Raw genomic sequence first — 23,093 nt, 5'->3', positions numbered from 1 at the left:
TCACGACCACGCGTTGCGGCCACGGGCCATCAGGAAAACGAAAACCGGCGCTCCGATGACGGACGTCAGGATCCCGAGGGGCACTTCCGTTGCCGCGATGCTGCGCGCAATCGTGTCGACGATGATCATGAAGATCGCACCGAGCAGGATCGCGGTCGGCAAGAGCCTGGCGAACCCCGGCCCGACCAGCATGCGCGCGCAATGCGGAATGATCAGGCCCACCCATCCGACCACGCCGGCAAAGGAAACGACCGACGCGGTGATCAGGGTTGCCGCCAGGATCAGGATCAAGCGGATGCGCCGCGTATCGACACCGAGCGCGCACGCTTCTTCGTCGCCCATGGCGAGCACGTCGACCTTCCACCGCAGCAAGATCAAGGGGATCATCGCGCAGGCAGCAACCGGCAGGGCGGCGGTCATGTCGTTGGCATGGATCGCCGCAAGGCTACCGAGCAACCAGAACGTGATCGCGGGCAGTTGGTCGTAGGGATCGGCAAGGACCTTGATGAGCGACGTGGCCGAGCCGGCGAGAGCGCCGATGACGACGCCCGACAGGACGAGGACCAGGATGGTATCCTGTCGCCTGACGACGCCGGCTATGGCCATGACACAGAATACCGCGCCGAGCCCGCCGGCGAAGGCGAGAAACTGGATGCCCGGAACGGGTAGCGAAAGAAAGATCCCGAGTACCGCGCCAAGGCCGGCACCGGCCGAGACGCCAAGGATGTCGGGCGATACGAGCGGATTGCGGAAAATCTGTTGAAAGACGCTGCCGGCAGCAGCAAGGCAGGCACCGAGCGCAAGGGCGGCCAGCACCCGCGGCAGGCGGATGGACTGGACCACGGTCGCCGCCTGCGGATCGGCCGGCGCCCGGCCGACCATCAATGCCAGGAGATCGGACAGCGTGACGGGATAGGCCCCAACCGAGACCGCTGTCAGCGCCGTGACGATCACCAGTGCGGCGAGGGCGCCGAAAAGCGCCGCTTGCGATGTCGCGCTGCGGGCTTTCGATCTCACTGCTGCGGCGGCCGGCCTTTGGTCCATTCGATGAGTGTCGCAAGTTCGCTGTCGGTCAGATCGACATGATAGAACAATTTGTAGAAACGGCGGGTCTCGGCTTCCAGATCGAACGCGAATGCATCCGGAAAGAAGGATGCTGCCAGCCAGTTCAATCCGATCAGACGGTTGATGGATGGCGGGCGATCAATCCATCCGAACGGGGCTGTCGGGCTGAGATAGACGCGCCCATTCGCCACCGCATCGATGCCTTGCCACAGTGGGTCGGTCCACACGGCATCATAGAAGGCGCGGTCCCATGTCACGATCGTGTCGGGATCGGCGACGATCACCTGTTCGATCGATGTCTCCACCAGACCGCGCTGGCCGTTACCCGGATCGGCGACATTGATGCCGCCAGCGCGCTCGATGATCTCGGTGTTGATCGAGCCTTTCAGCCCGGTCTCGAGCCCGGCCGGCCCGCGTGCCAGATAGGTCCGCGGCCGGTCGGAGGGCGGCGTGACGGCGAGCACCGAATCGATCTTCGCGAAAGTCGCCTCGCTATAGCGGGCAAGCGCATCGCCGCGTTCGGCAACGCCGAGGATGTCACCGACAAGGCGCAGGGCCTCGGCCGTATTGGCAAATCGCCCATCGATCAGGACGTAGGGAATTCCTGTCTGCGACTGAACGCGATCGGCAAGCGAGACATAGGTATCGCTGACCGAGCCAAAGTCGAGAATGAGGTCGGGCGCGATGCCAAGGACGACCTCCAGGTTGGCTTCGCCGCCGCGCCCCGTCAAACGCCCGGTCTCAGGCAGATCGCGATAGGGCTCTGCGATGAACGGCAGCTCTTCGGGATAGGGTCGACGTGGCCAGCCGACCATTGCTTCGGGCTTGAGAGCGTAGAGCAGCACCATTGCCGGAGGCCCCGCCGCATAGACGCGATCGATCCTGTCGGGGATATCGATCGTCCGGCCGGCCGAATCGACGATCTGTCGTGCCGATGCCGGGCCGGTCAGGAGCGCGATCACGAGGCCCGCGACTATGGCTAGCCGTTGCAAGATCATGCCTGTTCGCCCTTGATCCCGATAAACCCGAACCGATTGAAATGGGCTGTCGCCTCCGCACTTGAGAGATAGCTATGGAAAGCCTTGGCGGACGGGCCGGCTCCGGCGAGTTGCGCCAGGCCATAATGCGCATCGACGGCTAGCGGTGCTGGCAGATCGATGATCGCCAGACCCTCGACTTCGGCCATGGCGCGCGTCGCGTTCGTCCGATAGGTGACGAAGATGTCGGCCTTTTCCGTTTCCATGAGCCAGCCATAGATATTGCGGCCCGCTGGCGCGGGGGGAAGACCCGGTGCGCCTGTCAGTCGCAAGGCCTTCTCAACAAGCGCAGCGAAAGCACCCGTGCGGGTTGTCTCGATACGCCGGAAGAGTTCGAGGGCGTAGTCGCCGGATGGGTCGTTTCCTGGCGTGGACATTCCGACAGATAGAGATGGATCAAGCAGAAGCGATGCAGGATCGCTCACTCCGGTGGCAAGCTCACGGCGCGTCAGGAGGCACAACCGATTGGTGAGAAGCGGGGCAACGGTGACCGCCAGTCCGCTCTTGAGGAGGGCGCGGGGATGGGCCATGTCGGCAGATAGGAAAAGGTCGGCCCGATGGTCTGCCTCGATGCGGCCGCGTAGCAGTCCCGACGCACCGAACTCCATCGAGATGGAAATCCCTGTGGATTGGCTGAAGCGATCAGCAACGCCGGCGGCTGCGGCCTTCAGGCTGCCTGCCGCACAGAGATGCACCCGACCGTCGTCATCGACGGCCGGGGGCGTGGCTGTCCTGTTCTCAGCTGTCGCTTTCATCAGCATCGGGGAAGAACAGTTGCTGGCCGTCGATCTTGTAGTCTGCGATCGCTTGCTGGCCTTCGTCCGACAGCATCCAGTCGATGAATTGCTGGCCGGCCTCGGTCTTGACGTTCTCGCAGTGGTCGGAACTGACGAGGATGATGCCATAGGGGTTGAACATCGCCTCGTCGCCCTCGACCGCGATTTCGTAGTCGCCCTTGTTGCCGTAATTGATCCAGGTGGCGCGGTCGGTGAGGACATAAGCGCCCATGCCAACGCCGGTGTTCAGTGTCTCCCCCATGCCGGAGCCCGTCTCGCGGTACCAGCCGCCATCGGTGCCGGCAACGTCGATGCCGGCTTCTTCCCAAAGCTGCAGCTCCTTGGAGTGCGTGCCGGAATCATCGCCGCGCGAGGCGAACGGCGCCTGGCTTTCGGCGATCTTGGTCATGGCATCGACCACGTCGCTTGAGCCGGCGACGCCCGCCGGATCGGCAGGTGGGCCGACGATGACGAAATCGTTGTACATCAGCGGCTCGCGCGAGACCCCATAGCCGGATTCGACGAAGGCTTCTTCCTGCTCGCGGGCATGGACGAGCAGCACGTCGCCGTCGCAATTTTCCGCGTTGTTGATGGCCTGGCCGGTTCCCACGGCGACGACGCGCACTTCGAGACCGCTCTCCTCCTGGAACATCGGCAAAAGATGCTCGTAAAGGCCTGAAGCCTCCGTCGACGTCGTCGACTGGACAATGATGAATTCGTCTTCCTGTGCAAGCGCCGAACCGCTTGTCAGCACGGACCCTGCGAGGACGACCGCGCTCCACCGAATTGCATTGGTCTTCATGGTTTTCTCCCTTTGTTGGCCTCAGATCAGTATTTCGCCGGCGGCGAAGGCGCGGGCCTCGTCGGTCGCCGGGGCGTCGAAAAAGCGTTGGGTCGGCGCGTGCTCGACGATCCCGCCGCGGTGCATCAGCATCACCGTGTCGGCGAGGCGGCGCGCTTGAGCCATGTCGTGGGTGACGAGTACGATCGAGGTGCCTTCCTCCCGTGCCTTGTCGATCATCTCCTCAATGCGCAGGGTCGAAGCCGGATCGAGGCTGGCGGTCGGTTCGTCGAGAAACAGAATTTCCGGGCGCATGGCCATGGCTCGTGCCATCGCCAGACGCTGCTTTTCACCGCCCGAAAGCCGCCGGGCGGACGTTGCCGCGATGTGGGAAAGTCCTGCATGCTCCAGGGCTGCGAGGGCTAGGCGTTCTGCCCGAGAACGGTCATGGCCGGCACATTTGAGCGCGTAAGCGACATTGGCGAGGGCCGAGCGGCGCAAGAGGACGGGATGCTGAAGCAGCATGCCGAGCCGCCGATAGTCGCTGCGGGCGGGCGGACGCCCGTTCCAGGTGACGTTGCCACGATCGGGACGCATCAGGCCGCACAGCGTCTTGATCAGCATCGACTTGCCGGCGCCGTTCGGGCCGACGATCGCGGTGACGGACCGCTCGCCGAACTCGATGTCCGAGACGTCCAGGAGGACGCGCCCGGCACGGGTGATCTGAAGGGCGCGGCCGCAAACGGGCGTTACTGCGGCGATCTGGCTTGTTCGATCAAGCATAGGCCGCGCGCTCCGCCGTACCGCGCAGGGCAAAAACCATGGCGTTCACGGTGACAGCGATCGCCACGAGGATGATGCCGAGACCCAATGCGAGGGCAAGGTTTCCCTTGGCGGTTTCCAGCGCGATCGTCGTCGTCATGACGCGGGTCACGTGGTTGATGTTGCCGCCCACGACGATGACGGCGCCGACCTCCGCGATGGCGCGGCCAAAGCCGGCGAGCAGCGCCGTCATCAGCGAGAAGCGGCCTTCCCACAGGAGCGTGACGAGCCGCTGGATCGCGTTGAGACCGAACAGCGTCATCTGCTGATCGTACTCGTCATTGAGATCTTCTATCGTCTGACGGGCCAGCGCGGCGATGATCGGAGTGATAAGCAGAGCCTGGGCGATGATCATCGCCGTCGGCGTGTAGAGAAGCTGCAGCGGGCCCAGCACCCCGGCATTGGACAGAAGCAGATAGACGACAAGGCCGACGACCACCGGCGGCAGCCCCATCAGCGCGGTTATGCCGACGACGAGCGCACCGCGGCCAGGAAAGCGCGACACCGCAAGCAGCGCGCCGAAGGGAAGCCCGATGATGGCGGCAACCAGCACCGCGGTCAGACTGACTTGCAGCGACAGGAACACGATCTCGCGCAGATCGGCATCGAAATTGACGATCAGCGCGAAAGCCTGTCCGAACGCTTCTGCAAAACTATGCATAATCCGCTGATGCCTTGGGTGCGAGCCTCTGATCGCGCCCAGATTATGCGAGCGTTCGAGCGTCTACAACCAAAAGACGATCGATGCTGGTCGAAATGCGCCGATTGTCTCCTGAAATTCGATCAGAAAGAACTGCGGACATAATTATGCGCTATTTTGCTGTATAAAGGGAAAAGCCATGAGCGTATGGGTCGCGATCGTCGATGGTGATCGTGTTGAGGCCGGTCACCCGTGCCCATCCACCGATCGAGGGAACGATCGCGGGCCGGTCCGCCACGGTGGTTTCGGCTTCCACTCGTCCGTGGAACAGAGAGCCGATGATGCTTTCATGGATGAACGCGTCGCCGGCCCTGAGCCGGCCCTTGGCGGCCCAATGCGCCATCCGGGCCGACGTTCCCGTGCCGCACGGCGAGCGGTCGATCGCGGCTTCGCCGTAAAAGACGGCATTTCGGGCATGCGCTGCCGGGTCGCGCGGTGCGCCGGCCCAGAGCACGTGCCGCAATCCCTTGATGGCAGCGTGCTCAGGGTGCTGGAACGCATATTCTTCGTTCAGTGACGCGCGCAGCTTGGGGCTCCACGTCAAAAGGTCGTTCACCGTCACGTCGGCGATGTCCGAAAAGGCCTCCTGGGGCTCGACGATCGCATAGAAATTGCCGCCATAGGCGACATCCACGGTGATCTCGCCCAGACCCTCGACATTCGCCGTCAGTCCTTGTGCATGAAGAAAGGACGGCACGTTGGTGATGCGCACTTCCTCGACATGGTCACCCTCCTGGCGGTAGGTCGCCGTGACCAGTCCGGCTGGCGTGTCGAGGCGAACAATCCCAGGCGTCTTCGGCTTCACCAGACCGTGCTCGATCATGGTCGTCACCGTGCCAATGGTGCCGTGGCCGCACATGGGCAGGCAACCCGAGGTCTCGATGAACAGGATGGCGATGTCGCAGTCTTCCCGCGTCGGCGGGTAGAGGATCGAGCCGGACATGATGTCGTGGCCGCGCGGCTCGAACATCAGGCCCGTGCGGATCCAGTCGTATTCGGCGATGAAATGTGCGCGCCGCTCCAGCATGGTCGCGCCTTCCAGTTGCGGCGCGCCGCCGGCGACGACACGAACCGGATTGCCGCAGGTGTGGCCGTCGATGCAGAAAAAGGTGTTGCGTGCCATGGGTGATCTTTCAAAAGCGGTCGGGAGCGTAGGGCGCAAGCGGGAGTGCCGCGGGCTGGCCGCCGGCGAGGTCGGCAACGAGTCTCGCCGTCGCAGCGGCTTGTGTGAGGCCGAGGTGACCGTGGCCGAAGGCGTAGATCACACGAGGCGCACCGGGTGAACGTCCGATCACCGGCAGGGTGTCTGGAAGCGAGGGGCGAAAGCCCATCCACTGCGTTCCGCCGTCGGTCTTCAATCCCGGCATGAAGCGCGCAGCCTTGGCCAGCATCACTTCGCAACGGCGATAGTCAGGCGGTCGCTTCAGGCCGGCCAATTCAACGGCGCCGCCGACGCGTACGCCACAATCGAGCGGCGAGACGACGAAGCCGTGATCATCGAACACAAGCTGACAGCGCAGGTCGAACGCGTCGGACGCCAGCGTCGTGTTGTATCCGCGCTCGGTTTCCAGCGGTATGCGGTCGCCGACCTGTGCGGCAAGGTGATGAGACCAGGCGCCGGCCGCGATCACAGCCTGGCCGGCCTCCAGGCTGCCGATGGCATCGCCGCGCAATGTGACGCCGTCTTCATTCGTCGTCACGGCCGTTATGGCGTCTCGCAGAAAGCTGGCCCCGCGATCGGTCGCCGCGCTGCCGACCGTTTTGGTATAGACCTGCGGATCGCCGACATTCGACCATTCCGGCACGAAGGTGGCATGGCTGAAGTGGCGGGCGAGGCCGGGTTGGATGGCATCGATGCCGGCCCGGTCGAGGTGACGAAACGCGATGCCGTGGCGCTCGCGCACGTCCCATCCCGGTTTGGCCGCCTCGAAGCTTCGGGCAGTGTCGTGCAGATGAAGGGCGCCATGGTCGTGCACCATGCCTTTGAGATCGAGGGCGGCGATCAGGGCCGAAGTCTCGCGCTGGGAAAGTTGCATCAGCGCGGCCTGCGCTTCGATGCTGCGACGATATCTCGGCAGGCGACCGGCGCGGAAGAAGCGCCATAGCCAGGGCGCGATGGCGGGCAGATGGGAGGGCGGGAGCGAAAGCGGTCCGCTTGGATCGACCAGCCACTTCGGCGCTTTCCAGAGGATGCCGGGCGAGGCGAGAGGCAAGATGTCAGAAAATGCGAATGCTCCGGCATTGCCCGCGCTGGTCTCCTCGCCGATGCCCGTTCGGTCGATGAGCGCTACGCTGAGCCCGCGCGACGCCAGCGCATGGGCGCAGCTGACCCCGACGATCCCGGCGCCGACCACCGCTACGTCGACGCGAATCCTGCCCCGGTTTCGCGAGCCGGTCATCTGTATTGCGCGTGACCGCCGCGGCGGTATTCTAGTGAACTGGCCATCGATCTTCCCGCTGTCGCGCCCCTTAAGCGGGCAGCGTCCCGAGAAGACCGCAAAGACCGGGTCGTTTCAAGCGGGTGTCAGCCGAAACGACCCCGGAAACGGCCCTGGTCGATTTCGCGCATACGCATTTCCAGATCGACGATCGAGGTCGCTCCGTTGAGATAGGCGTTCTCCCGGTCGCGGCGTGGCGACCCGTCGAACAGGCGGTTCATCCGCTGAATAATGTTCTTCATGACTAGCTTCCTTCTTTGTCTAGCAAAGGTAGGCTGCCTTGTGCGGCGCACAATAAGCTTGAAGGCATGGGTGCCATGCGTTCCATGCAGGCGGTCCGATCGTCCGGCTGTCCACAAAAACGCCGCATCCGTGTCCGATGCGCCATGAAAGGGACGAGCTTGCCGCTCCGGCGGTCCATCATCCAGGAGTTTCCCAATGCCGGCACTCAGCCGTCGGTCGGTCTTGTCTTTTTGCGCGCTTGCTGTCCTTTCGATGGCCACTGGGTGCACGACGGTGAAAGAGGAGCCGGAGACGGTCACCGCGCCCGCCGCTGCGCCACAGACCGATCTCGATCGGATGATCGCCCGTTATGCAGCCCATTACGACGTGCCGCTGTCGTTGGTGCGACGGGTGGTCCAACGTGAAAGCCGCTTCAATCCCGGCGCGTACAATGCGGGAAACTGGGGCCTCATGCAGATCCGCTACGACACGGCGCGCACCATGGGGTATCGCGGCGAGCCAAAGGGACTGCTCGATGCGGAGACCAATCTTCGCTACGCGGTAAAATATCTGCGCGGCGCCTACCTCGTCGCCGATGGCGATCACGACCGCGCAGTTCGGTTCTATGCCAGCGGCTACTATTACGACGCCAAGCGCAAGGGTTTGCTGGTGGAGACGGGGCTGCGGCCCGCATAAGACATCCCCCGAAAATCATCTTTCACGGCGGTGTGAATTGCCGCGATCGGCTCTGATCGGTCAGATGCCGGCATCATGATTCATCCAAAGCGCCAATCGATCTTCAGTTTGTTCGTTCTGCTCCTTCTGGGAACGAGCGCGACAGGACAACCCCTGCCATCGCAGGTGCCCGTTCCCTCATCCCCCGACGGCATGGTCGAGAATGATGGTGCGCGTTCCGGCCGCGCGGCGATCATCGCGACAGCCGATGCGTTCGAACCGCTCCAGACGCTCATCGTTGCAAGAAGCGGCAATGTGCTGATCGAGGAGGGCTTCGACGGCCACCTGCCAAGCCAGCCGACCAACATAAAATCGGCATCGAAATCGATCCTCTCCGCTATGGTCGGGATCGCGATCGACAAGGGACTGATCGAGGGTGTGGATCAACCCATCGCCGATTTTCTTTCAGACAGCTTTCCCGAAAATCCCGATCCGCGTCTTAACGAGATCACGATCGGTCATCTCCTTTCGATGCAGGCAGGATTGCAGCGCACGTCCGGCGGCAACTACGGGCGGTGGATCGCCAACCCCAACTGGGTGAGCGCCGCACTCGCCCAGCCATTCGTGGCCGAACCGGGCACGGGGATGCTCTATTCGACGGGCAGCAGCCATCTGCTTTCCGCCATCCTCACCAGGGTGGGCGGACGCGATACGATGGCCCTTGCCAATGAGTGGCTCTCCATGGATGGCGCTTTTCGCATCGCCGACTGGGAGCGCGACCCTCAGGGCATACCGCTCGGCGGCAACCAGATGGCGGTAAGCCCGAAGGCCCTCTTCGCCTTTGGCGAACTCTATCGCAACGGCGGAGAATTCGACGGCGAGACCGTTGTTCCGGCCGCGTGGATCACCCAGTCGTGGACGGCGCGCACCAATTCCGTCTTTTCGGGCGAGCGCTACGGCTACAACTGGTTCATCCGGAATATGGACGGATACGACTGTTTCTATGCTTGGGGCTATGGCGGTCAGATGCTCTACATCCTGCCGGAGCTCGACATGACGGTCGTAATCACCTCCGACACCGACCAGCCCTCGGGACGGTCGGGTTACAAGGATGACCTGCATGCCTTCGTCGAAGACGAGATCATACCGTTTGTCCTCGATCAGGACACATCCGGCGACGCTGTCAGAAATCGTTAAGCTTTCCGAATTATGAATGAGGCCGGAAGCGGCATCTCGTCGGCGCCGACCTGCCGCAAGACCGGCCAGTGCGGAAATGGGTTCCGGACAGGTCCTCAGACTTCACCGGCGCAAGGCCGCAAGAGGCGGCCATCGAGGGCAAGCCATGACCCAGCTTTCCGACGAAATCATCCATTATATCGCCAGCTACAGCGACCGTGACGTGGCCGAAGTTGAGGGCGACACGAGCATCGACGACCTGGGAATTCATTCCCTGGAGATGACCGAGATCGTACTCGACCTTGAAGAGCGCTACGGCGTGGAGACGGACTCGATCGACCTGTGGCGATCGTTCCGGACCGTCAACGACATCATCCACGCGGTCGGCGAGTTGCTGTCCGCCAAAGCGGCCTGAGCACGCAAGAGCCGAAAGCAACGTCAAGGCGGATGATTGGTAGCAGTTTCGCTGATATGCTGCTAGTTGGCTGATTTAACTAATGAAATTGTAGTATTATCGAAGTTTCTGGTGGACCGGACGGTTTGAAGCGCGCACACTTGGCGGTGCGAATGCGGTTGCCGTTGTGAGGTCACATGGAAAGCGACTTTGAAAGGCAGTTGAAGGGATACGGTCTGACGACCGCCCATATTCTCTACAGGTTGCCGGATCATCCCGTCGTCCTGCAATCCTACATATGGCAGGACTATGATCTTGCGCCGGATTTTCCGCTGATGCGCGGTTTCCTCGATTTTTGGCAGTCCACCCTCGATGGATTGCTCCATTCGGTTCGCTATACCCATCAGCGCCTGATCGCGCCGCGCGAGTGGCGCATGCTCAACGGCGAATTCATTCTTCACTGAGTAGAGCCGTGCGTATCCCGTCCGCCGCGCTGATCGCATCCATCAAAAACTCTCATCGCAGAAGCGATTTCGTCTCGCCGAGAATTGCGGTATGGCAGTTGGCATTGGCCGCCCTGCCATGGTGCCGGTGGCCGCGATCTATTCGGAGACAGACATGGACACGCGCGTCGACGCTGCAATCGTCGATCAGGCAGGCCTGCGTCCCGGCATGTCCTGGGGTGGTCATGCCCGCGCAACCGTGGTGCTCGCCACGCCGTTGATCGGTGCCCAACTCGGCCATATGGCCATCAACATCAGCGATACGGTGATGGTCGGCTGGCTCGGCGCGACCGAGCTTGCGGCGGCCGTCCTTGCGACGCAGGCCTTTTTCCTTGTCTTCATTTTCGGTGTCGGGTTCGCCCAGGCCGTCATGCCGGTCGCGGCGCATGCCGAGGGGCGGGGCGATGTGCGTGGCGTGCGCCGCTCGGTGCGAATGGGCCTTTGGGTGCTCGCCCTTTATTCCGCCGTCGTCATGGTGCCGCTCTGGCAGATCGAGCCCATCCTGCTGGCTCTCGGGCAGGCGCCCGAAACCTCGGCGCTCGCCGGCCAGTACATGCGGGTCGCGCAGTGGGCGATGTTCCCCGCGCTGTTCCTGATGGGGCTGCGATCCTATCTGGCCGTGATCGGCAAGGCACATGTGCTGATGTGGGCGACGTTCGCGGGCGTGGCGCTCAATATCGGGCTCAACTACATCTTCATCTTCGGCAATCTCGGCGCGCCGGCGCTGGGCATCGTCGGTGCCGCCGTTGCATCCCTCGGCACCAATCTTTTCGGCGCGCTTTGGCTCATGCAATACACAAGCACGAAGCCGCAGCTGAAGAAATACGAGCTCTACGTCCGGTTCTGGCGACCCGATTGGCCTGCCTTCTTCGAAGTGATTCGACTGGGCTGGCCGATTGGCCTGACGATCATAGCCGAGGCAGGCCTGTTCTCGGCGGCGTCCATCATGGTCGGCTGGCTCGGCACCATCCCTTTGGCGGCGCACGGCATTGCCCTGCAACTGGCTTCGATCGCCTTCATGATTCCGCTTGGTCTGGCCAGCGCCTCGACCGTGCGGGTGGGGCTTGCCCATGGACGTGAGGACTGGACAGGCCTGATGCGCGCCGGATGGTCGGCCGTGGTCATGGCCGCGGGCATCGGCCTTGCGGCGGCGCTCACCTTCTGGCTTGTCCCTGAACTTCTGGTCGGGCTCTATCTCGATGAAACCAATGCGACGGCGAGCGAGGTCATCGCCTTCGCCGTGCCGCTGCTTTACGTGGCGGCGGCATTCCAGATCGTGGACGGGATCCAGGCGGTCTCCGCGGGCAACCTGCGCGGGCTGAAGGATACCCGCATGCCGATGATCATCGCAATCGTCAGCTACTGGTTCATCGGGCTGCCGGCAGGATACGTCCTGGCATTTCCGATTGGTCTCGGCGCGGTCGGAATATGGTGGGGTCTTGCAGCAGGGTTGACCGCCGCCGCGGTGCTGATGTCCTGGCGCTTCGGCGAACGCGACAGGCTGGGCCTGACGACACCCCACAGCGAGATTGCGTGAGCGGGCAAAATCCATAAAGTCGCCGGCCATGCATGAGACAGCACCAGTCGTCATAGAGCCAGCGCTTCAGCGTGCCCGTGGAGAAGGCCGGCTCGCGGTCAAGTCGGTCGACGGGGAAAGCAGGCTCGCAACGCTCTACCAGGATGGCTGCGCAAAGATCAGACTGCCGTGGCCCGTTCGAAGTGCGCCGCTCGAAGCGGTGCTGATCAACACGTCCGGTGGCATGACCGGTGGTGACCGCATGACCTGGTCGGTCGAGGTCGGGCAGGGCGCTCATGCGTCCGTCACCACACAGGCCTGCGAACGCATCTATCGATCGACCGGCGCGGAGGCGCTCGCCAGCACACGGCTCGATCTGGCCGATGGCGCCACGCTCGCCTGGGTGCCGCAGGAGACGATCCTTTTCGACCGCGCCCGGTTCAGGCGCAATCTTCAGGTCGACATGGCCGTTGACGCGCGCCTGCTTGTGGTCGAACCGCTGATCTTCGGACGCGCCGCGATGGGCGAGGTGGTCGAGAAGGTGGATTTTCATGACCGGTGGCGCATTCAGTGCGGCAATCGTCTCATCCATGCCGAGGATCTGGCGTTCGCTGGAAGCGGGCAGGCGCAGCTTGACCGGCCGGCGATCGCCGGCGGCCATATCGCACTGGCAAGCCTTTTGCTGATCGCCGATGATGCCGAGCAACTGCTTGAGCCTGCCCGCGACCTGATCGGCGATGCCGGCGGCGTGAGCGCGTGGACGGTGGGCGGACGTGGCAAGATTCTTGCTCGTCTTTCAGCAGAAAGCAGTCTGGCCCTGCGCAAGACCCTGATGCCGCTGCTCGCATTGCTTAACGGGCGGGCACCATTGCCCAAGATATGGGCAAGCTGACGGGGCGCCGGCTTAAAGGAGGATTTTCGAGGGGATGAATCTCACACCGCGTGAAAAAGACAAGCTGCTCATTTCGATGGCTGCCATGGTCGCGCGCCGCCGCCTGGAGCGTGGCGTGAAGCTCAACCATCCGGAAGCGATCGCCTTGATCACCGACTTCGTCGTCGAAGGCGCGCGGGACGGGCGTCCGGTCGCCGAACTGATGCAGGCCGGCGCCGAAGTGCTGACGCGAGCCGAGGTGATGGAGGGCGTGGCCGAGATGATCCACGACGTGCAGGTCGAGGCGACGTTTCCCGATGGAACAAAGCTCGTCACCGTTCATGAACCCATCCGCTGACAGGAGCACGATATGATTCCGGGCGAAGTGATTACGGCAGCTGGCGATATCGAACTCAATTCAGGCGCCCAGACGACGACGCTGATCGTCGCCAACACCGGCGACCGGCCGGTGCAGGTGGGCAGCCACTACCACTTCTTCGAGACGAACCCCGCGCTTGCCTTCGACCGCGACAAGGCGCGCGGCATGCGGCTCGACATCGCGTCGGGTACGGCGGTGCGCTTCGAGCCCGGCCAGGAGCGCGAGGTGACGCTGATCCCGATTGGCGGAAGCCGTCGGGTTTTCGGCTTCCGTCAACAGGTTATGGGTGATCTTTGAGTCCGGGCGGAAAGCGCGGCGGTTTATTCGCCTTCGGCTTCGTCGATGGTCACGCCCTGATCGGGCGCCACGCCGCGGACGAAGATGGTGGCATCGGGCTCGTCGAGGTCGATCGACACGACATCGGGAATGTTCACCTCTCGCGAAGTCAGGGCGTTGTAGAAGATGGCGCTGGCTTCCAATGCCTTTTGAAGCTCCAGGATGCGTTCGCTGCTTGCCTCGATCGCTTCTTCCACTTCGGGCGGCGCATTTTCGATCATGTCACTGAGATAGACGACGTCGATCTTCTCCATGTTGGTGATGATCTTCACCCGATCGATGCTTTCGCGCAGATCGGCGATCGTCTGCTGCAGGTCGTCGACACGTTCGGCGGCGCTGGTGTCCTCAACCGAAATTTCCGAATCGGCGATGTTTTCCGATGCGTCCCGGTTCTCGAAGCTCTGCGAGATCGCCGGCGTTGCGGTGAGAAGGGCGCAGGTCCCGGCGAGCAAGAGTGTCCGGACGCGGCTCTCCACGCCTTTCAGCCCGGTCTTGATCGCAATTCCCATCCTTCTCTCCATTCATTTGTCGTTTCTCTCGGCGCGTGCTTCGCCCCGCATCAGCTCGAGCCCGCTCATAAACCATCGCGAGGCTCGTTGTCGAACGTGATTATCGCGCCTTCCAATTTCAATAGACTGCCACGGAGCTTCTGCCATGCCCGCGAGAATTGACCGCGCCTCCTATGCTGGCATGTTCGGTCCGACGGTGGGCGACCGCGTGCGCCTTGCCGACACCGAACTCTTCATCGAGGTCGAAGAGGACCGCACGCGCTATGGCGAGGAAGCCAAATTCGGCGGCGGCAAGGTCGTGCGGGACGGCATGGGCCAGAGCCAGGTCAGCCGGGCGGACGGTGCGGTCGACACGGTCATAACCAACGCCCTGATCGTCGATCATACCGGCATCGTGAAGGCCGATATCGGGCTGAAGGACGGTTTGATCGTGGCGATCGGCAAGGCGGGAAACCCCGATACGCAGCCTGGGGTCGATATCGTTATCGGTCCCGGGACGGAAGCGATCGCCGGGGAAGGAAAGATCGTCACCGCCGGTGGCTTCGATTCCCATATCCATTTCATCTGCCCGCAGCAGATCGAGGAAGCGTTGATGTCGGGCGTCACAACGATGCTCGGCGGTGGCACCGGGCCGGCGCATGGAACGCTGGCGACGACCTGCACGCCCGGACCGTGGCATCTGGCGCGCATGATCCAGTCGCTCGACGCCTTCCCGATGAACATCGGGCTTTCCGGCAAAGGGAATGCCTCGCTTCCCGGGGCATTGGAGGAGATTGTGCTGGGCGGCGCCTGTGCGCTCAAGCTCCACGAGGACTGGGGCACGACACCGGCCGCGATCGACAATTGCCTTTCCGTCGCCGACGACCATGACGTTCAGGTGATGATCCACACCGACACCTTGAACGAGAGCGGCTTTGTCGAAAGCACCGTGGATGCCTTCAAGGGGCGCACCATCCACGCTTTCCACACCGAAGGGGCAGGAGGCGGACACGCGCCGGACATCATCAAGGTCTGCGGTCTGGCGAACGTCATTCCCTCGTCGACCAACCCGACTCGCCCCTATACCCACAACACCATTGCCGAGCACCTCGACATGCTGATGGTGTGCCACCATCTGTCGCCGTCCATTCCCGAAGACATCGCCTTCGCCGAAAGCCGCATCCGCAAGGAAACGATCGCGGCCGAAGATATCCTGCATGACATGGGGGCCTTCTCCATCATCGCATCCGACAGCCAGGCGATGGGCAGGGTGGGCGAGGTGCTGATCCGCACCTGGCAGACGGCGGACAAGATGAAGCGGCAGCGCGGCCGTCTGCGCGAGGAAACCGGCGAGAACGACAATTTCAGGGTCAAGCGCTATATCGCGAAATATACGATCAACCCGGCGATCGCGCACGGGATGAGCGCTCATATCGGATCGGTCGAGGTGGGCAAGCGGGCGGATCTGGTTGTCTGGGACCCGGCCTTTTTCGGGGTGAAGCCGGCGCTGGTTCTCGTCGGCGGGACCATTGCGGCCGCACCGATGGGCGATCCCAACGCCTCCATCCCGACGCCGCAACCCGTCCATTACCGCATGATGTTCGGTGCATTCGGCAAGACCGCGGCCCACTCCTCGGTGATGTTCGTCTCATGCGCTGCGAAGGAGAACGGGCTTGCTGCAGCGCTTGGCGTGGAAAAGCCAATGATCGCGGTCGAGAACACCCGTGGCGGCATCTCGAAGGGATCCATGCGGCTCAATGACGCGACGCCGCATATCGATGTGGACCCGGAAACCTATGAAGTGCGCGCCGACGGGGAGTTGCTGACCTGCGAGCCGGCGGATGTGCTGCCCATGGCGCAGCGCTATTTCCTTTTCTGAGGAACCCGTCCCGAAACCATCCGTTGGCCCTTCGCAATGAAACGAAGGAGGCTCGACGATGAGCGGCATCATGCTGAAACACGATGGCTGGGTGGTGGTCGCCGATGGCGAAAAGGCGCTTTTCCTGCGCAACGAGGGCGACGCGATGAACCCGAACCTGGAAGTGTTTCGGGAAATGGCGCAGGAAAATCCCGCAACCCGCGAACAGGGGACCGACAAACCCGGCCGCATGCATGACGCAGGTCCGGGGCACCGCTCGGGCGTCGCGGATACGGACTGGCATCAGATCGGCAAGGAGCGGTTCGCCAAGGATATCGCGGCGAGGCTGTACAAATACGCGCACTCGGGACGGTTCGACAGACTCGTTCTCGTCGCTCCGCCCACGGTGCTTGGCGACATGCGCAAGGAACTGCACACGGAAGTGGCCGAGCGAATCGTCAGCGAAGTTCCAAAAACGCTGACCAATCATTCCATCGACAAGATCGAAGATCTGCTTTTGCACTGATCGCGTAGAAAGGCTGTACTGGCCCGCGTCCCTGCGCGGCAAGCCAAGGCGCCGCGGCGAGAGGATTCAGCATGAAATTTTTCTGGGTCTATCTCGTCGCGGCTTTCATCTTTCTGGCGATCGACGCTGTCTGGCTCGGCTATGTTGCCCGTGACTTTTACAAATCCCGCATGGGCGATCTGCTGCTGGACCAGCCGCGTTTCGCCATCGCGGCCGGCTTTTACGCGATATTCGTGATCGGTCTCGTCTATTTCGCGATCGCCCCGGGACTTGCGGCAGGAAGCTTCTGGCTCGCCGTCTTCAATGCCGGCCTTTTCGGCATGTTCTGCTACATGACCTATGACGCGACGAACCTTTCCACGATGAAGGGTTTCGATGCGACGGTTGCAATGGTCGATATCATATGGGGCGCCGCGCTCAGCGCCTTCACCGCTGGCGTCACCTACGCCATCGCGTCGGCATTCTCCCTCTGGCACAATTGATGCATGGAACTCCCCTACGATCGGAGGGATCATGCAACGCATCGAACGCATCACACGAAAGGGCGACTGGTCAGGCGACGCCGCCGACACGATCACGCTCGACGAGACCGGCCGGCACCGCAGACGCATCCGCCTGACGACCGATGGCGGCCGAGCAATCCTGCTCGACCTGCCCGAAACCACGCTCCTTCGCGATGGAGACGGACTGCCGCTGCCGGATGGCGGAACCATCCTTGTGCGGGCCGCACCCGAGGCACTCTACGAGGTGCGCGCCGCGAACCCGTCGCCCGAACGCCTTCTGCAGCTTGCCTGGCATCTCGGCAACCGGCACTTGCCTGCACAGATTTTCAGCGATCGGATCCTGATCCGGCGCGATCATGTCATCCGCGACATGCTGAGCGGGCTCGGCGCGAGCGTGCGGGAGATCATTGCGCCGTTCGACCCGGAAGGCGGCGCCTATGGCGATCACGGCCACGCCCACACGCACGACGCTCACAGTCATTCCCATAGCCATTCCGATTGACGGCGGGCGGCATGGAAACCGAAAATGAAGGGGCTAGCCAGCTGGAACTGCTGCGCTTGATGACGTTCTTGTCGCCCGCCTTTCCAGTCGGGGCCTTCAGCTACAGTCATGGTGTCGAGCGGGCCGTCCATGACGGGCTCATCGTCGATCGCGCCGGCCTTATCGAATGGCTGGAGGACGTGTTGGCAAGGGGCTCCGGCTGGAACGATGCCGTCCTGTCGGCCGAGGCATGGCGACGGGCCGGGAAGATGACGGCGCTGAAGGCGCTGGCGGAGCTTGCCGAGGCGTTAGCAGGTTCGGGCGAGCGTCACCTCGAGACGATGGCGCAGGGCGAGGCATTCATCGATGCAGTCGATGCCTGGTCGGGCAATGCGTGGCCGGGCGGTGACGGCGCGCTACCGATGGAGCGGTCCATGGCCTATCCGGTCGCCATCGGTGCGACAGCCGCACGGCGCGGCATTGCGCTGGAGCCCATGCTTGCCGGTTTGCTCCATGCCTTTGCCGCCAATCTGGTGCAGGCTGCGGTGCGGCTCGTGCCACTTGGCCAACGCGACGGGGTTGCGGCTCTCGCCCAACTCGAAGCGTGTGTCGTGCACACGGCCGAACGTGCGGCGAACGCGACGCTCGACGATCTCGGCTCGTGCAGCTTCAAGTCGGAGATCCTGTCCATGAGACACGAAACGCAATATTCGAGGCTATTCAGATCATGACTCAATCTCATCACGGTCCCTTGCGCGTCGGCATCGGCGGGCCGGTCGGCGTCGGCAAGTCGACGCTGACCGAAAAGCTGTGCAAGGCAATGCGCGATGAATTTTCCATCGGCGTCGTCACCAACGACATCTACACAAAGGAAGATGCAGAGATGCTGACGCGTCTCCAGGCGCTGCCGCAGGACCGTATCGTCGGCGTGGAGACGGGCGGGTGTCCGCATACGGCGATCCGCGAGGACGCCTCGATCAATCTGCGGGCGATCGACGACCTTTGTCGCCGGCATCCGGACCTTGATCTCGTCTTCATCGAATCAGGCGGAGACAATCTGGCGGCGACCTTTTCGCCCGATCTGGCCGACCTCACGCTCTACGTCGTCTCGGTCTGCCAGGGCGGTGACATTCCGAGGAAAGGCGGGCCGGGTATCACCCGTTCCGATCTGCTCATCATCAACAAGACCGATCTGGCACCTTATGTGGGCGTGGATCTCGACCAGATGGATGCGGATGCCAGGCGCATGCGTGCCGGCCGCCCGCTGCTTTTCACCGATCTCAGCCGCGGCGCGGGACTTGACGCGGTGGTGGACTTTCTCATCGAGACCGGAGGCTTGGAACGCCGGGCGGCAGCAGCTGAATAGTCAGCTGTTGGACTTGTACAGTCCCTCATAGTTCGGAAGGCGCTGAAATGCTTCGCGCAGTGCCTCCGACCAGCCTTCCGATATCTCCTGGTAGTAGGGATCGGAGGCCATCAGGCGCCGTTCGGCGCCGCGCTCAAGGCTGTTGCTCACATAGGTCTGGATATCGAGCGGCAGGCCGACCGAGAGGTTGGATTTGAGAGTCGAATCAAAGGACACGATCAAAAGCTTCGCAGCTTCCTCGAAGCTCATGTCCGGGTCGTAGGCGCGAACCAGAATCGGTTTGCCGTATTTGTGCTCGCCGATCTGGAAGAACGGGTTGTCGTCCGTCGCCTCGATGAAATTGCCTTCCGGATAGATGAGATACATCCGGGTTTCGCCGCCGGCGATCTGCCCGCCGAGGATGAAGGTGGCGCCGAAGCTGGCTTCGCTCTTGAAGCCGCCGCCGTCGGCGATCTCACGGATGACGCTGCGCACCGTATCGCCGACGAGCTTGGCGGCCTTGAACATGGACGGCACTTCGTAGATGTCGGGATCGCGCTCTTCGGTCGTCTTGTGCCGCTCTTCCAGCATCGAGACGACGGTCTGGGTGGTGGCCAGGTTGCCGGCAGAGAGCAATGTGATGATCCGGTCGCCCGGTCGCTCCCACGTATACATCTTGCGGAACGAGGAAATGTTGTCGACACCCGCATTCGTGCGGGTATCGGACATGAACATCAGCCCGCGCCTCAGCCGAAGACCGACACAGTAAGTCATTGCCGTTTCAACCCCGTCGTGGCCGGGCGCACCGTCCTTCCCGCCTGCGCCGGCGAATCGAACGACCGACCGTCGTTCAGCAGCGAATATTACTGCTCGACCGTGATCGAAACGGCAAGCGTTTCCGCCGCGTTTCCAAGCCGTATGCCCGAGATGGGGGCGGCGTCGACATAGTCCAGGCCGGTTGCCATGCGCACATAGCGTTCGTCGGGGGAAATGCCGTTCGCCGCGTCGAAGCCAACCCAGCCGAGACCTTCGACATGGGCTTCGGCCCAGGCATGTGTCGCAACCTGTTCGGTCCGGTCGTTCATCATCAGATAGCCGGAGACATAACGCGCGGGAAAGTCGAGATAGCGGGCAGCGCTGAGGAAGATGTGGGCGTGATCCTGGCAGACGCCGCTCCCCGCTTCCAGCGCTTCCTCGGCAGTCGTTTCCGCGTCGGTCGTGCCGATCTCATAGGCGACAGTCTCGGCAATGCGCGCCATGAGTGCGTGAAGGCGCTCCAGCGGCTCATCATTGTCGACCGAACGGGCGAGATCCCTGATCGGCTTGGCCGGCTTGGTCAGGCGGGTCTCACGAAGATAAAGCCAGAGCGGCGAGAAACCGATGTGCGGTCCGGCAACGCCGTGGCGATCCTCCGTGTCGATTTCACCTGAAGCAATGACCCGGATCATGTCGCTGCCCGGATGTGTACTCACCATCTGCACGAAGTTGCCGTAGTGATCGTCATAGGCGACTTCGACGTTCCCGCCCTCGATTTCCGTATTCCAGTGCAGCACCGTCTGGCCACGGCCCGAGAGCGGCGTCAGCCGCAGGCGCTGGAGTGCGTATCCGACCGGTTGGTCGTAGTTGTATTCGGTCGTGTGGCTGATCTTCAGATGCATGATCAATAGAACCGATAGGCTTGCGCGATCTCGTTGCCGAGGCGGGCATTGCGGGTGATGAAATCTTCGAGGAATTGGTGCAGGCCCGCATCGATGATAGCGCGGATGTCGCGGTTCCTGAACGATTCCAGGATCTCAAGCGCGGTGTCGTGGGCGGGGTGGCGTTCGGAATATTCCGCTGCCAGATAGCCGAGATTGTTCGAGATCTTCTCATGGCAGTATGCCAGCGACCGGGGCATGCGCCCGTTCAGGATGAGAAAGTCCGCGATGTTGACGGGGTTCAGATCGGATTCGTAGACCCATCCATAGGATCGGTGGGCCGAAACCGAACGCAGGATCGAGACCCATTGGACATTGTCGAGCGAGGAGCCGACATAGGTCACGGCCGGCAGTAGCAGGTAGTATTTGACGTCGAGGATCCGGGCCGTGTTGTCGGCACGCTCTATGAATGTGCCGATGCGTGAGAAATTGAAGATCTCGTTGCGCAGCATCGTGCCGTGAAACGCCCCGCGGATGAGGCCGGTGCGCTGCTTGATCATGTCGAGAACACCGGGCAGGTCGGTATCGCGAACGCGCCGGGAGAGACGGTGCTTCATCTCGATCCAGCATTCGTTGGTGCTCTCCCAGGCTTCACGCGTCAGGGCGGTGCGCACCATGCGGGCATTATTGCGGGCGCTGTCGATCACAGACATCACGCTGGAAGGGTTGGCCGTGTCGCGCAGCAGGAAGTCGATGGCGTCCGGACCCGTCACCGTCTCGTGATGCTGGCGATAGGCGTCTTCGGCGCCGGCGCTCTTGAGCACGGACACCCATTCGTCATCCGACCCGTTGGATGCGGTCAGCGACATGCGCACGCCGGCGTCGATCAGGCGGGCGGTGTTTTCCGCGCGCTCGATGTAGCGGAACATCCAGAACAGGCCATTGGCTGTACGTCCCAGCATCATCGCATCAATCCTCCAGCACCCAGGTGTCCTTGGTGCCTCCGCCCTGGCTGGAATTGACGACCAGCGAGCCGGCCTTCAGCGCGACGCGGGTGAGGCCGCCGGGTATGATCTGGATCCGGCCTGGCGAAACGAGCACGAAAGGCCGCAGGTCGACGTGACGCGGCGCCACACCCTTCTTGACGAGGATCGGGACGGTGGAGAGCGACAGGGTTGGCTGGGCGATGTAATTGCCCGGCCGAGCCTTGAGCTTGGCGGCGAAGGACGCGCGGTCCTTCTTGGATGCGGTCGGGCCGACCAGCATGCCATAGCCGCCGGAACCGTGGACCTCCTTGACGACCAGATCCGCCAGGTTGTCGAGGACATATTGCAGGCTCTCAGGCTCCGAGCAGCGCCACGTGGGCACATTCTGAAGAAGCGGCTTGCGGCCGGTGTAGAACTCGACGATCTCCGGCATGTAGGAGTAGATCGCCTTGTCGTCGGAAATGCCGGTGCCGGGCGCATTGGCGATCGTGATGTTGCCGGCCCGGTAGACATCCATGATGCCGGCGACGCCGAGGGCGGAATCGGGGCGAAAGGTGAGGGGATCCAGAAAGTCATCGTCGACGCGCCGATAAAGGACGTCGATCGGCTTGTAGCCTTGCGTCGTGCGCATCGCAACGCGCCCGTCGACCACGCGCAGATCCGACCCCTCGACGAGTTCGGCGCCCATCTGGTCGGCCAGAAAGGCGTGCTCGTAATAGGCCGAATTGTAGATGCCCGGCGTCAGGACGGCGACGCGCGGCTTGCCCTCGCATCCCGGCGGCGCACAGGCTTCCAGGCTCTGGCGAAGCAGCATCGGATAGTTCTCGACCGGCCGCACCTTGATGCGGTGGAACAGCTCGGGAAACATCTGCATCATCGTTTCCCGGTTCTCCAGCATGTAAGAGACGCCGGACGGCGTGCGGGCATTGTCCTCCAGGACGTAGAACTGGTCTTCGCCGGTGCGCACGATATCGGTGCCGATGATGTGGGTGTAGACACCGCCGGGCGGCCGCATGCCGATCATCTCGGGCAGGAACGCCACGTTCTGTTCGATCAACTGGCGCGGGATGCGGCCGGCGCGGATGATCTCCTGCTTGTGGTAGATGTCGTCGAGAAAGGCGTTGAGCGCGGCGACGCGCTGCTCGATGCCTTGCGCCAGGCGGCGCCATTCCTTGCCGGATATGATGCGTGGCACGATGTCGAACGGAATGAGGCGCTCGGCCGCTTCTTCCTTGCCGTAAACCGCGAACGTGATTCCGGTCTTTCGGAAGATTGCTTCGGCATCGCGCGATTTCATCACCAGGCGCGCACGATCCTGCTCGCGATACCAGTCGAAATACTTGGAATAGGGCGCGCGGACATCATCGTCCGACGCCATCATTTCATTGAAAGGCAAATCGAAATTCCCCTTTTTCTTCATCAAAGAGCAAAGCCCTGCCCATTGCAAGACACCGATTTCACTTGATTTGATCTGCCTGTTTTTTGGGCGCAGAGAGCTGAAGAATTGGATCGGCGGCTTTGACTTGCGGGGCCGGCAGGCCTATCGACATCTGATCGCTCTTCCAAGGTCGGGATCGG

At 62.6% G+C, this 23,093-nt stretch carries 27 protein-coding genes and 1 pseudogene; 14 read left to right on the top strand and 14 right to left on the bottom strand.

All coding sequences use genetic code 11. The features are described 5' to 3' along the window. The 9 genes from CN673_RS13340 to CN673_RS13300 form a co-directional block, all read right to left on the bottom strand. The gene (locus CN673_RS13340; protein WP_099866840.1) at positions 1-1,044 is read right to left on the bottom strand and encodes a FecCD family ABC transporter permease; all 1,044 of its coding nucleotides are present in this window, start codon (positions 1,042-1,044) and stop codon (positions 1-3) included. Further along, positions 1,014-2,063 carry an iron ABC transporter substrate-binding protein gene (locus tag CN673_RS13335; protein ID WP_099866839.1) on the bottom strand — a complete coding sequence of 350 codons (1,050 nt, stop codon included), beginning with the start codon at positions 2,061-2,063 and terminating at the stop codon, positions 1,014-1,016. Before CN673_RS13335 ends, CN673_RS13340 begins: the two co-directional genes overlap by 31 nt. Beyond that, entirely contained in the window at positions 2,060-2,857 is a 798-nt protein-coding gene (locus CN673_RS13330; protein WP_157928896.1) for a substrate-binding domain-containing protein, read from the bottom strand. The genes CN673_RS13335 and CN673_RS13330 overlap by 4 nt, the downstream gene beginning before the upstream one ends. Beyond that, complete coding sequence (locus tag CN673_RS13325) at positions 2,841-3,680, bottom strand: ABC transporter substrate-binding protein (RefSeq protein WP_099866838.1); 840 nt, start codon at positions 3,678-3,680, stop codon at positions 2,841-2,843. Before CN673_RS13325 ends, CN673_RS13330 begins: the two co-directional genes overlap by 17 nt. A gap of 21 nt (positions 3,681-3,701) precedes the next feature. Continuing rightward, positions 3,702-4,442, bottom strand: a complete 741-nt coding sequence (locus CN673_RS13320; RefSeq protein WP_099866837.1) for an ATP-binding cassette domain-containing protein — start codon at positions 4,440-4,442, stop codon at positions 3,702-3,704. Continuing rightward, on the bottom strand, positions 4,435-5,142 hold the full coding sequence (locus tag CN673_RS13315; RefSeq protein WP_099866836.1) for an ABC transporter permease: 708 nt from the start codon (positions 5,140-5,142) through the stop codon (positions 4,435-4,437). Before CN673_RS13315 ends, CN673_RS13320 begins: the two co-directional genes overlap by 8 nt. Before the next feature lie 151 nt (positions 5,143-5,293). Beyond that, positions 5,294-6,304 (bottom strand): 4-hydroxyproline epimerase, encoded by a 1,011-nt coding sequence (locus CN673_RS13310; protein WP_099866835.1) that lies wholly within the window; start codon positions 6,302-6,304, stop codon positions 5,294-5,296. A gap of 10 nt (positions 6,305-6,314) precedes the next feature. Next, the gene (locus tag CN673_RS13305) at positions 6,315-7,580 is read right to left on the bottom strand and encodes an NAD(P)/FAD-dependent oxidoreductase (RefSeq protein WP_099866834.1); all 1,266 of its coding nucleotides are present in this window, start codon (positions 7,578-7,580) and stop codon (positions 6,315-6,317) included. Between the two features lie 125 nt (positions 7,581-7,705). After that, positions 7,706-7,861, bottom strand: a complete 156-nt coding sequence (locus tag CN673_RS13300; RefSeq protein WP_099866833.1) for a DUF3563 family protein — start codon at positions 7,859-7,861, stop codon at positions 7,706-7,708. 340 nt (positions 7,862-8,201) lie between these two features. On the opposite strand from CN673_RS13300, the pseudogene CN673_RS13295 reads away from it, so the two are divergent. The 8 genes and pseudogenes from CN673_RS13295 to CN673_RS13260 all read left to right on the top strand — a co-directional run. Then, positions 8,202-8,537 (top strand): annotated as a pseudogene (locus CN673_RS13295) (transglycosylase SLT domain-containing protein); the annotation flags it as partial. Positions 8,538-8,729: 192 nt separating this feature from the next. Beyond that, positions 8,730-9,713, top strand: a complete 984-nt coding sequence (locus tag CN673_RS13290; RefSeq protein ID WP_370853043.1) for a serine hydrolase domain-containing protein — start codon at positions 8,730-8,732, stop codon at positions 9,711-9,713. A gap of 145 nt (positions 9,714-9,858) precedes the next feature. Then, positions 9,859-10,107 (top strand): acyl carrier protein, encoded by a 249-nt coding sequence (locus CN673_RS13285; protein WP_157928895.1) that lies wholly within the window; start codon positions 9,859-9,861, stop codon positions 10,105-10,107. A gap of 176 nt (positions 10,108-10,283) precedes the next feature. Then, on the top strand, positions 10,284-10,550 hold the full coding sequence (locus CN673_RS13280) for an usg protein (protein ID WP_099866829.1): 267 nt from the start codon (positions 10,284-10,286) through the stop codon (positions 10,548-10,550). Between the two features lie 154 nt (positions 10,551-10,704). Continuing rightward, positions 10,705-12,126 carry an MATE family efflux transporter gene (locus CN673_RS13275; RefSeq protein ID WP_099866909.1) on the top strand — a complete coding sequence of 474 codons (1,422 nt, stop codon included), beginning with the start codon at positions 10,705-10,707 and terminating at the stop codon, positions 12,124-12,126. Positions 12,127-12,154: 28 nt separating this feature from the next. Further along, positions 12,155-12,997, top strand: coding sequence for an urease accessory protein UreD (locus CN673_RS13270; protein WP_099866828.1), 843 nt, complete (start codon positions 12,155-12,157; stop codon positions 12,995-12,997). A gap of 34 nt (positions 12,998-13,031) precedes the next feature. Beyond that, on the top strand, positions 13,032-13,334 hold the full coding sequence (locus CN673_RS13265) for an urease subunit gamma (protein ID WP_099866827.1): 303 nt from the start codon (positions 13,032-13,034) through the stop codon (positions 13,332-13,334). 12 nt (positions 13,335-13,346) lie between these two features. Continuing rightward, entirely contained in the window at positions 13,347-13,652 is a 306-nt protein-coding gene (locus CN673_RS13260; RefSeq protein ID WP_099866826.1) for an urease subunit beta, read from the top strand. 23 nt (positions 13,653-13,675) lie between these two features. On the opposite strand, the gene CN673_RS13255 is transcribed toward CN673_RS13260, so the two are convergent. Next, positions 13,676-14,200, bottom strand: coding sequence for a hypothetical protein (locus CN673_RS13255; RefSeq protein ID WP_099866825.1), 525 nt, complete (start codon positions 14,198-14,200; stop codon positions 13,676-13,678). A gap of 145 nt (positions 14,201-14,345) precedes the next feature. Here CN673_RS13255 and ureC point away from each other — a divergent pair, with 145 nt between their 5' ends. From ureC to ureG, 6 genes are all read left to right on the top strand, one after another. Continuing rightward, positions 14,346-16,058, top strand: a complete 1,713-nt coding sequence (gene ureC / locus CN673_RS13250) for an urease subunit alpha (RefSeq protein WP_099866824.1) — start codon at positions 14,346-14,348, stop codon at positions 16,056-16,058. Between the two features lie 58 nt (positions 16,059-16,116). Further along, positions 16,117-16,563, top strand: a complete 447-nt coding sequence (locus tag CN673_RS13245) for a host attachment family protein (protein ID WP_099866823.1) — start codon at positions 16,117-16,119, stop codon at positions 16,561-16,563. Between the two features lie 71 nt (positions 16,564-16,634). Further along, positions 16,635-17,045, top strand: a complete 411-nt coding sequence (locus CN673_RS13240) for a DUF2177 family protein (RefSeq protein ID WP_099866822.1) — start codon at positions 16,635-16,637, stop codon at positions 17,043-17,045. Positions 17,046-17,076: 31 nt separating this feature from the next. Further along, positions 17,077-17,568: an urease accessory protein UreE gene (locus tag CN673_RS13235; protein WP_099866821.1), complete on the top strand. Its 492-nt coding sequence runs from the start codon at positions 17,077-17,079 to the stop codon at positions 17,566-17,568. Between the two features lie 11 nt (positions 17,569-17,579). Continuing rightward, positions 17,580-18,278, top strand: coding sequence for an urease accessory protein UreF (locus tag CN673_RS13230; protein WP_099866820.1), 699 nt, complete (start codon positions 17,580-17,582; stop codon positions 18,276-18,278). Beyond that, complete coding sequence (gene ureG / locus CN673_RS13225; RefSeq protein WP_099866819.1) at positions 18,275-18,913, top strand: urease accessory protein UreG; 639 nt, start codon at positions 18,275-18,277, stop codon at positions 18,911-18,913. Before CN673_RS13230 ends, ureG begins: the two co-directional genes overlap by 4 nt. On the opposite strand, the gene CN673_RS13220 is transcribed toward ureG, so the two are convergent. The 4 genes from CN673_RS13220 to CN673_RS13205 all read right to left on the bottom strand — a co-directional run bounded on the left by CN673_RS13220 (position 18,914) and on the right by CN673_RS13205 (position 22,935). Beyond that, positions 18,914-19,666, bottom strand: coding sequence for a proteasome-type protease (locus CN673_RS13220; protein ID WP_099866818.1), 753 nt, complete (start codon positions 19,664-19,666; stop codon positions 18,914-18,916). It lies immediately after the preceding gene. Positions 19,667-19,755: 89 nt separating this feature from the next. Then, positions 19,756-20,550 carry a transglutaminase family protein gene (locus CN673_RS13215; protein ID WP_099866817.1) on the bottom strand — a complete coding sequence of 265 codons (795 nt, stop codon included), beginning with the start codon at positions 20,548-20,550 and terminating at the stop codon, positions 19,756-19,758. 2 nt (positions 20,551-20,552) lie between these two features. Continuing rightward, positions 20,553-21,491, bottom strand: a complete 939-nt coding sequence (locus CN673_RS13210; protein ID WP_099866908.1) for an alpha-E domain-containing protein — start codon at positions 21,489-21,491, stop codon at positions 20,553-20,555. A 7-nt stretch (positions 21,492-21,498) separates the two neighbouring features. Then, on the bottom strand, positions 21,499-22,935 hold the full coding sequence (locus tag CN673_RS13205) for a circularly permuted type 2 ATP-grasp protein (RefSeq protein WP_099866816.1): 1,437 nt from the start codon (positions 22,933-22,935) through the stop codon (positions 21,499-21,501). Positions 22,936-23,093 lie beyond the last annotated feature (158 nt).

This window comes from Neopararhizobium haloflavum, from assembly GCF_002750855.1.
GTDB classification, from domain to species: domain Bacteria; phylum Pseudomonadota; class Alphaproteobacteria; order Rhizobiales; family Rhizobiaceae; genus Georhizobium; species Georhizobium haloflavum.
Note: the sequence above shows the minus strand (reverse complement) of the source record. Positions and strands in the feature narration are given on the sequence as shown.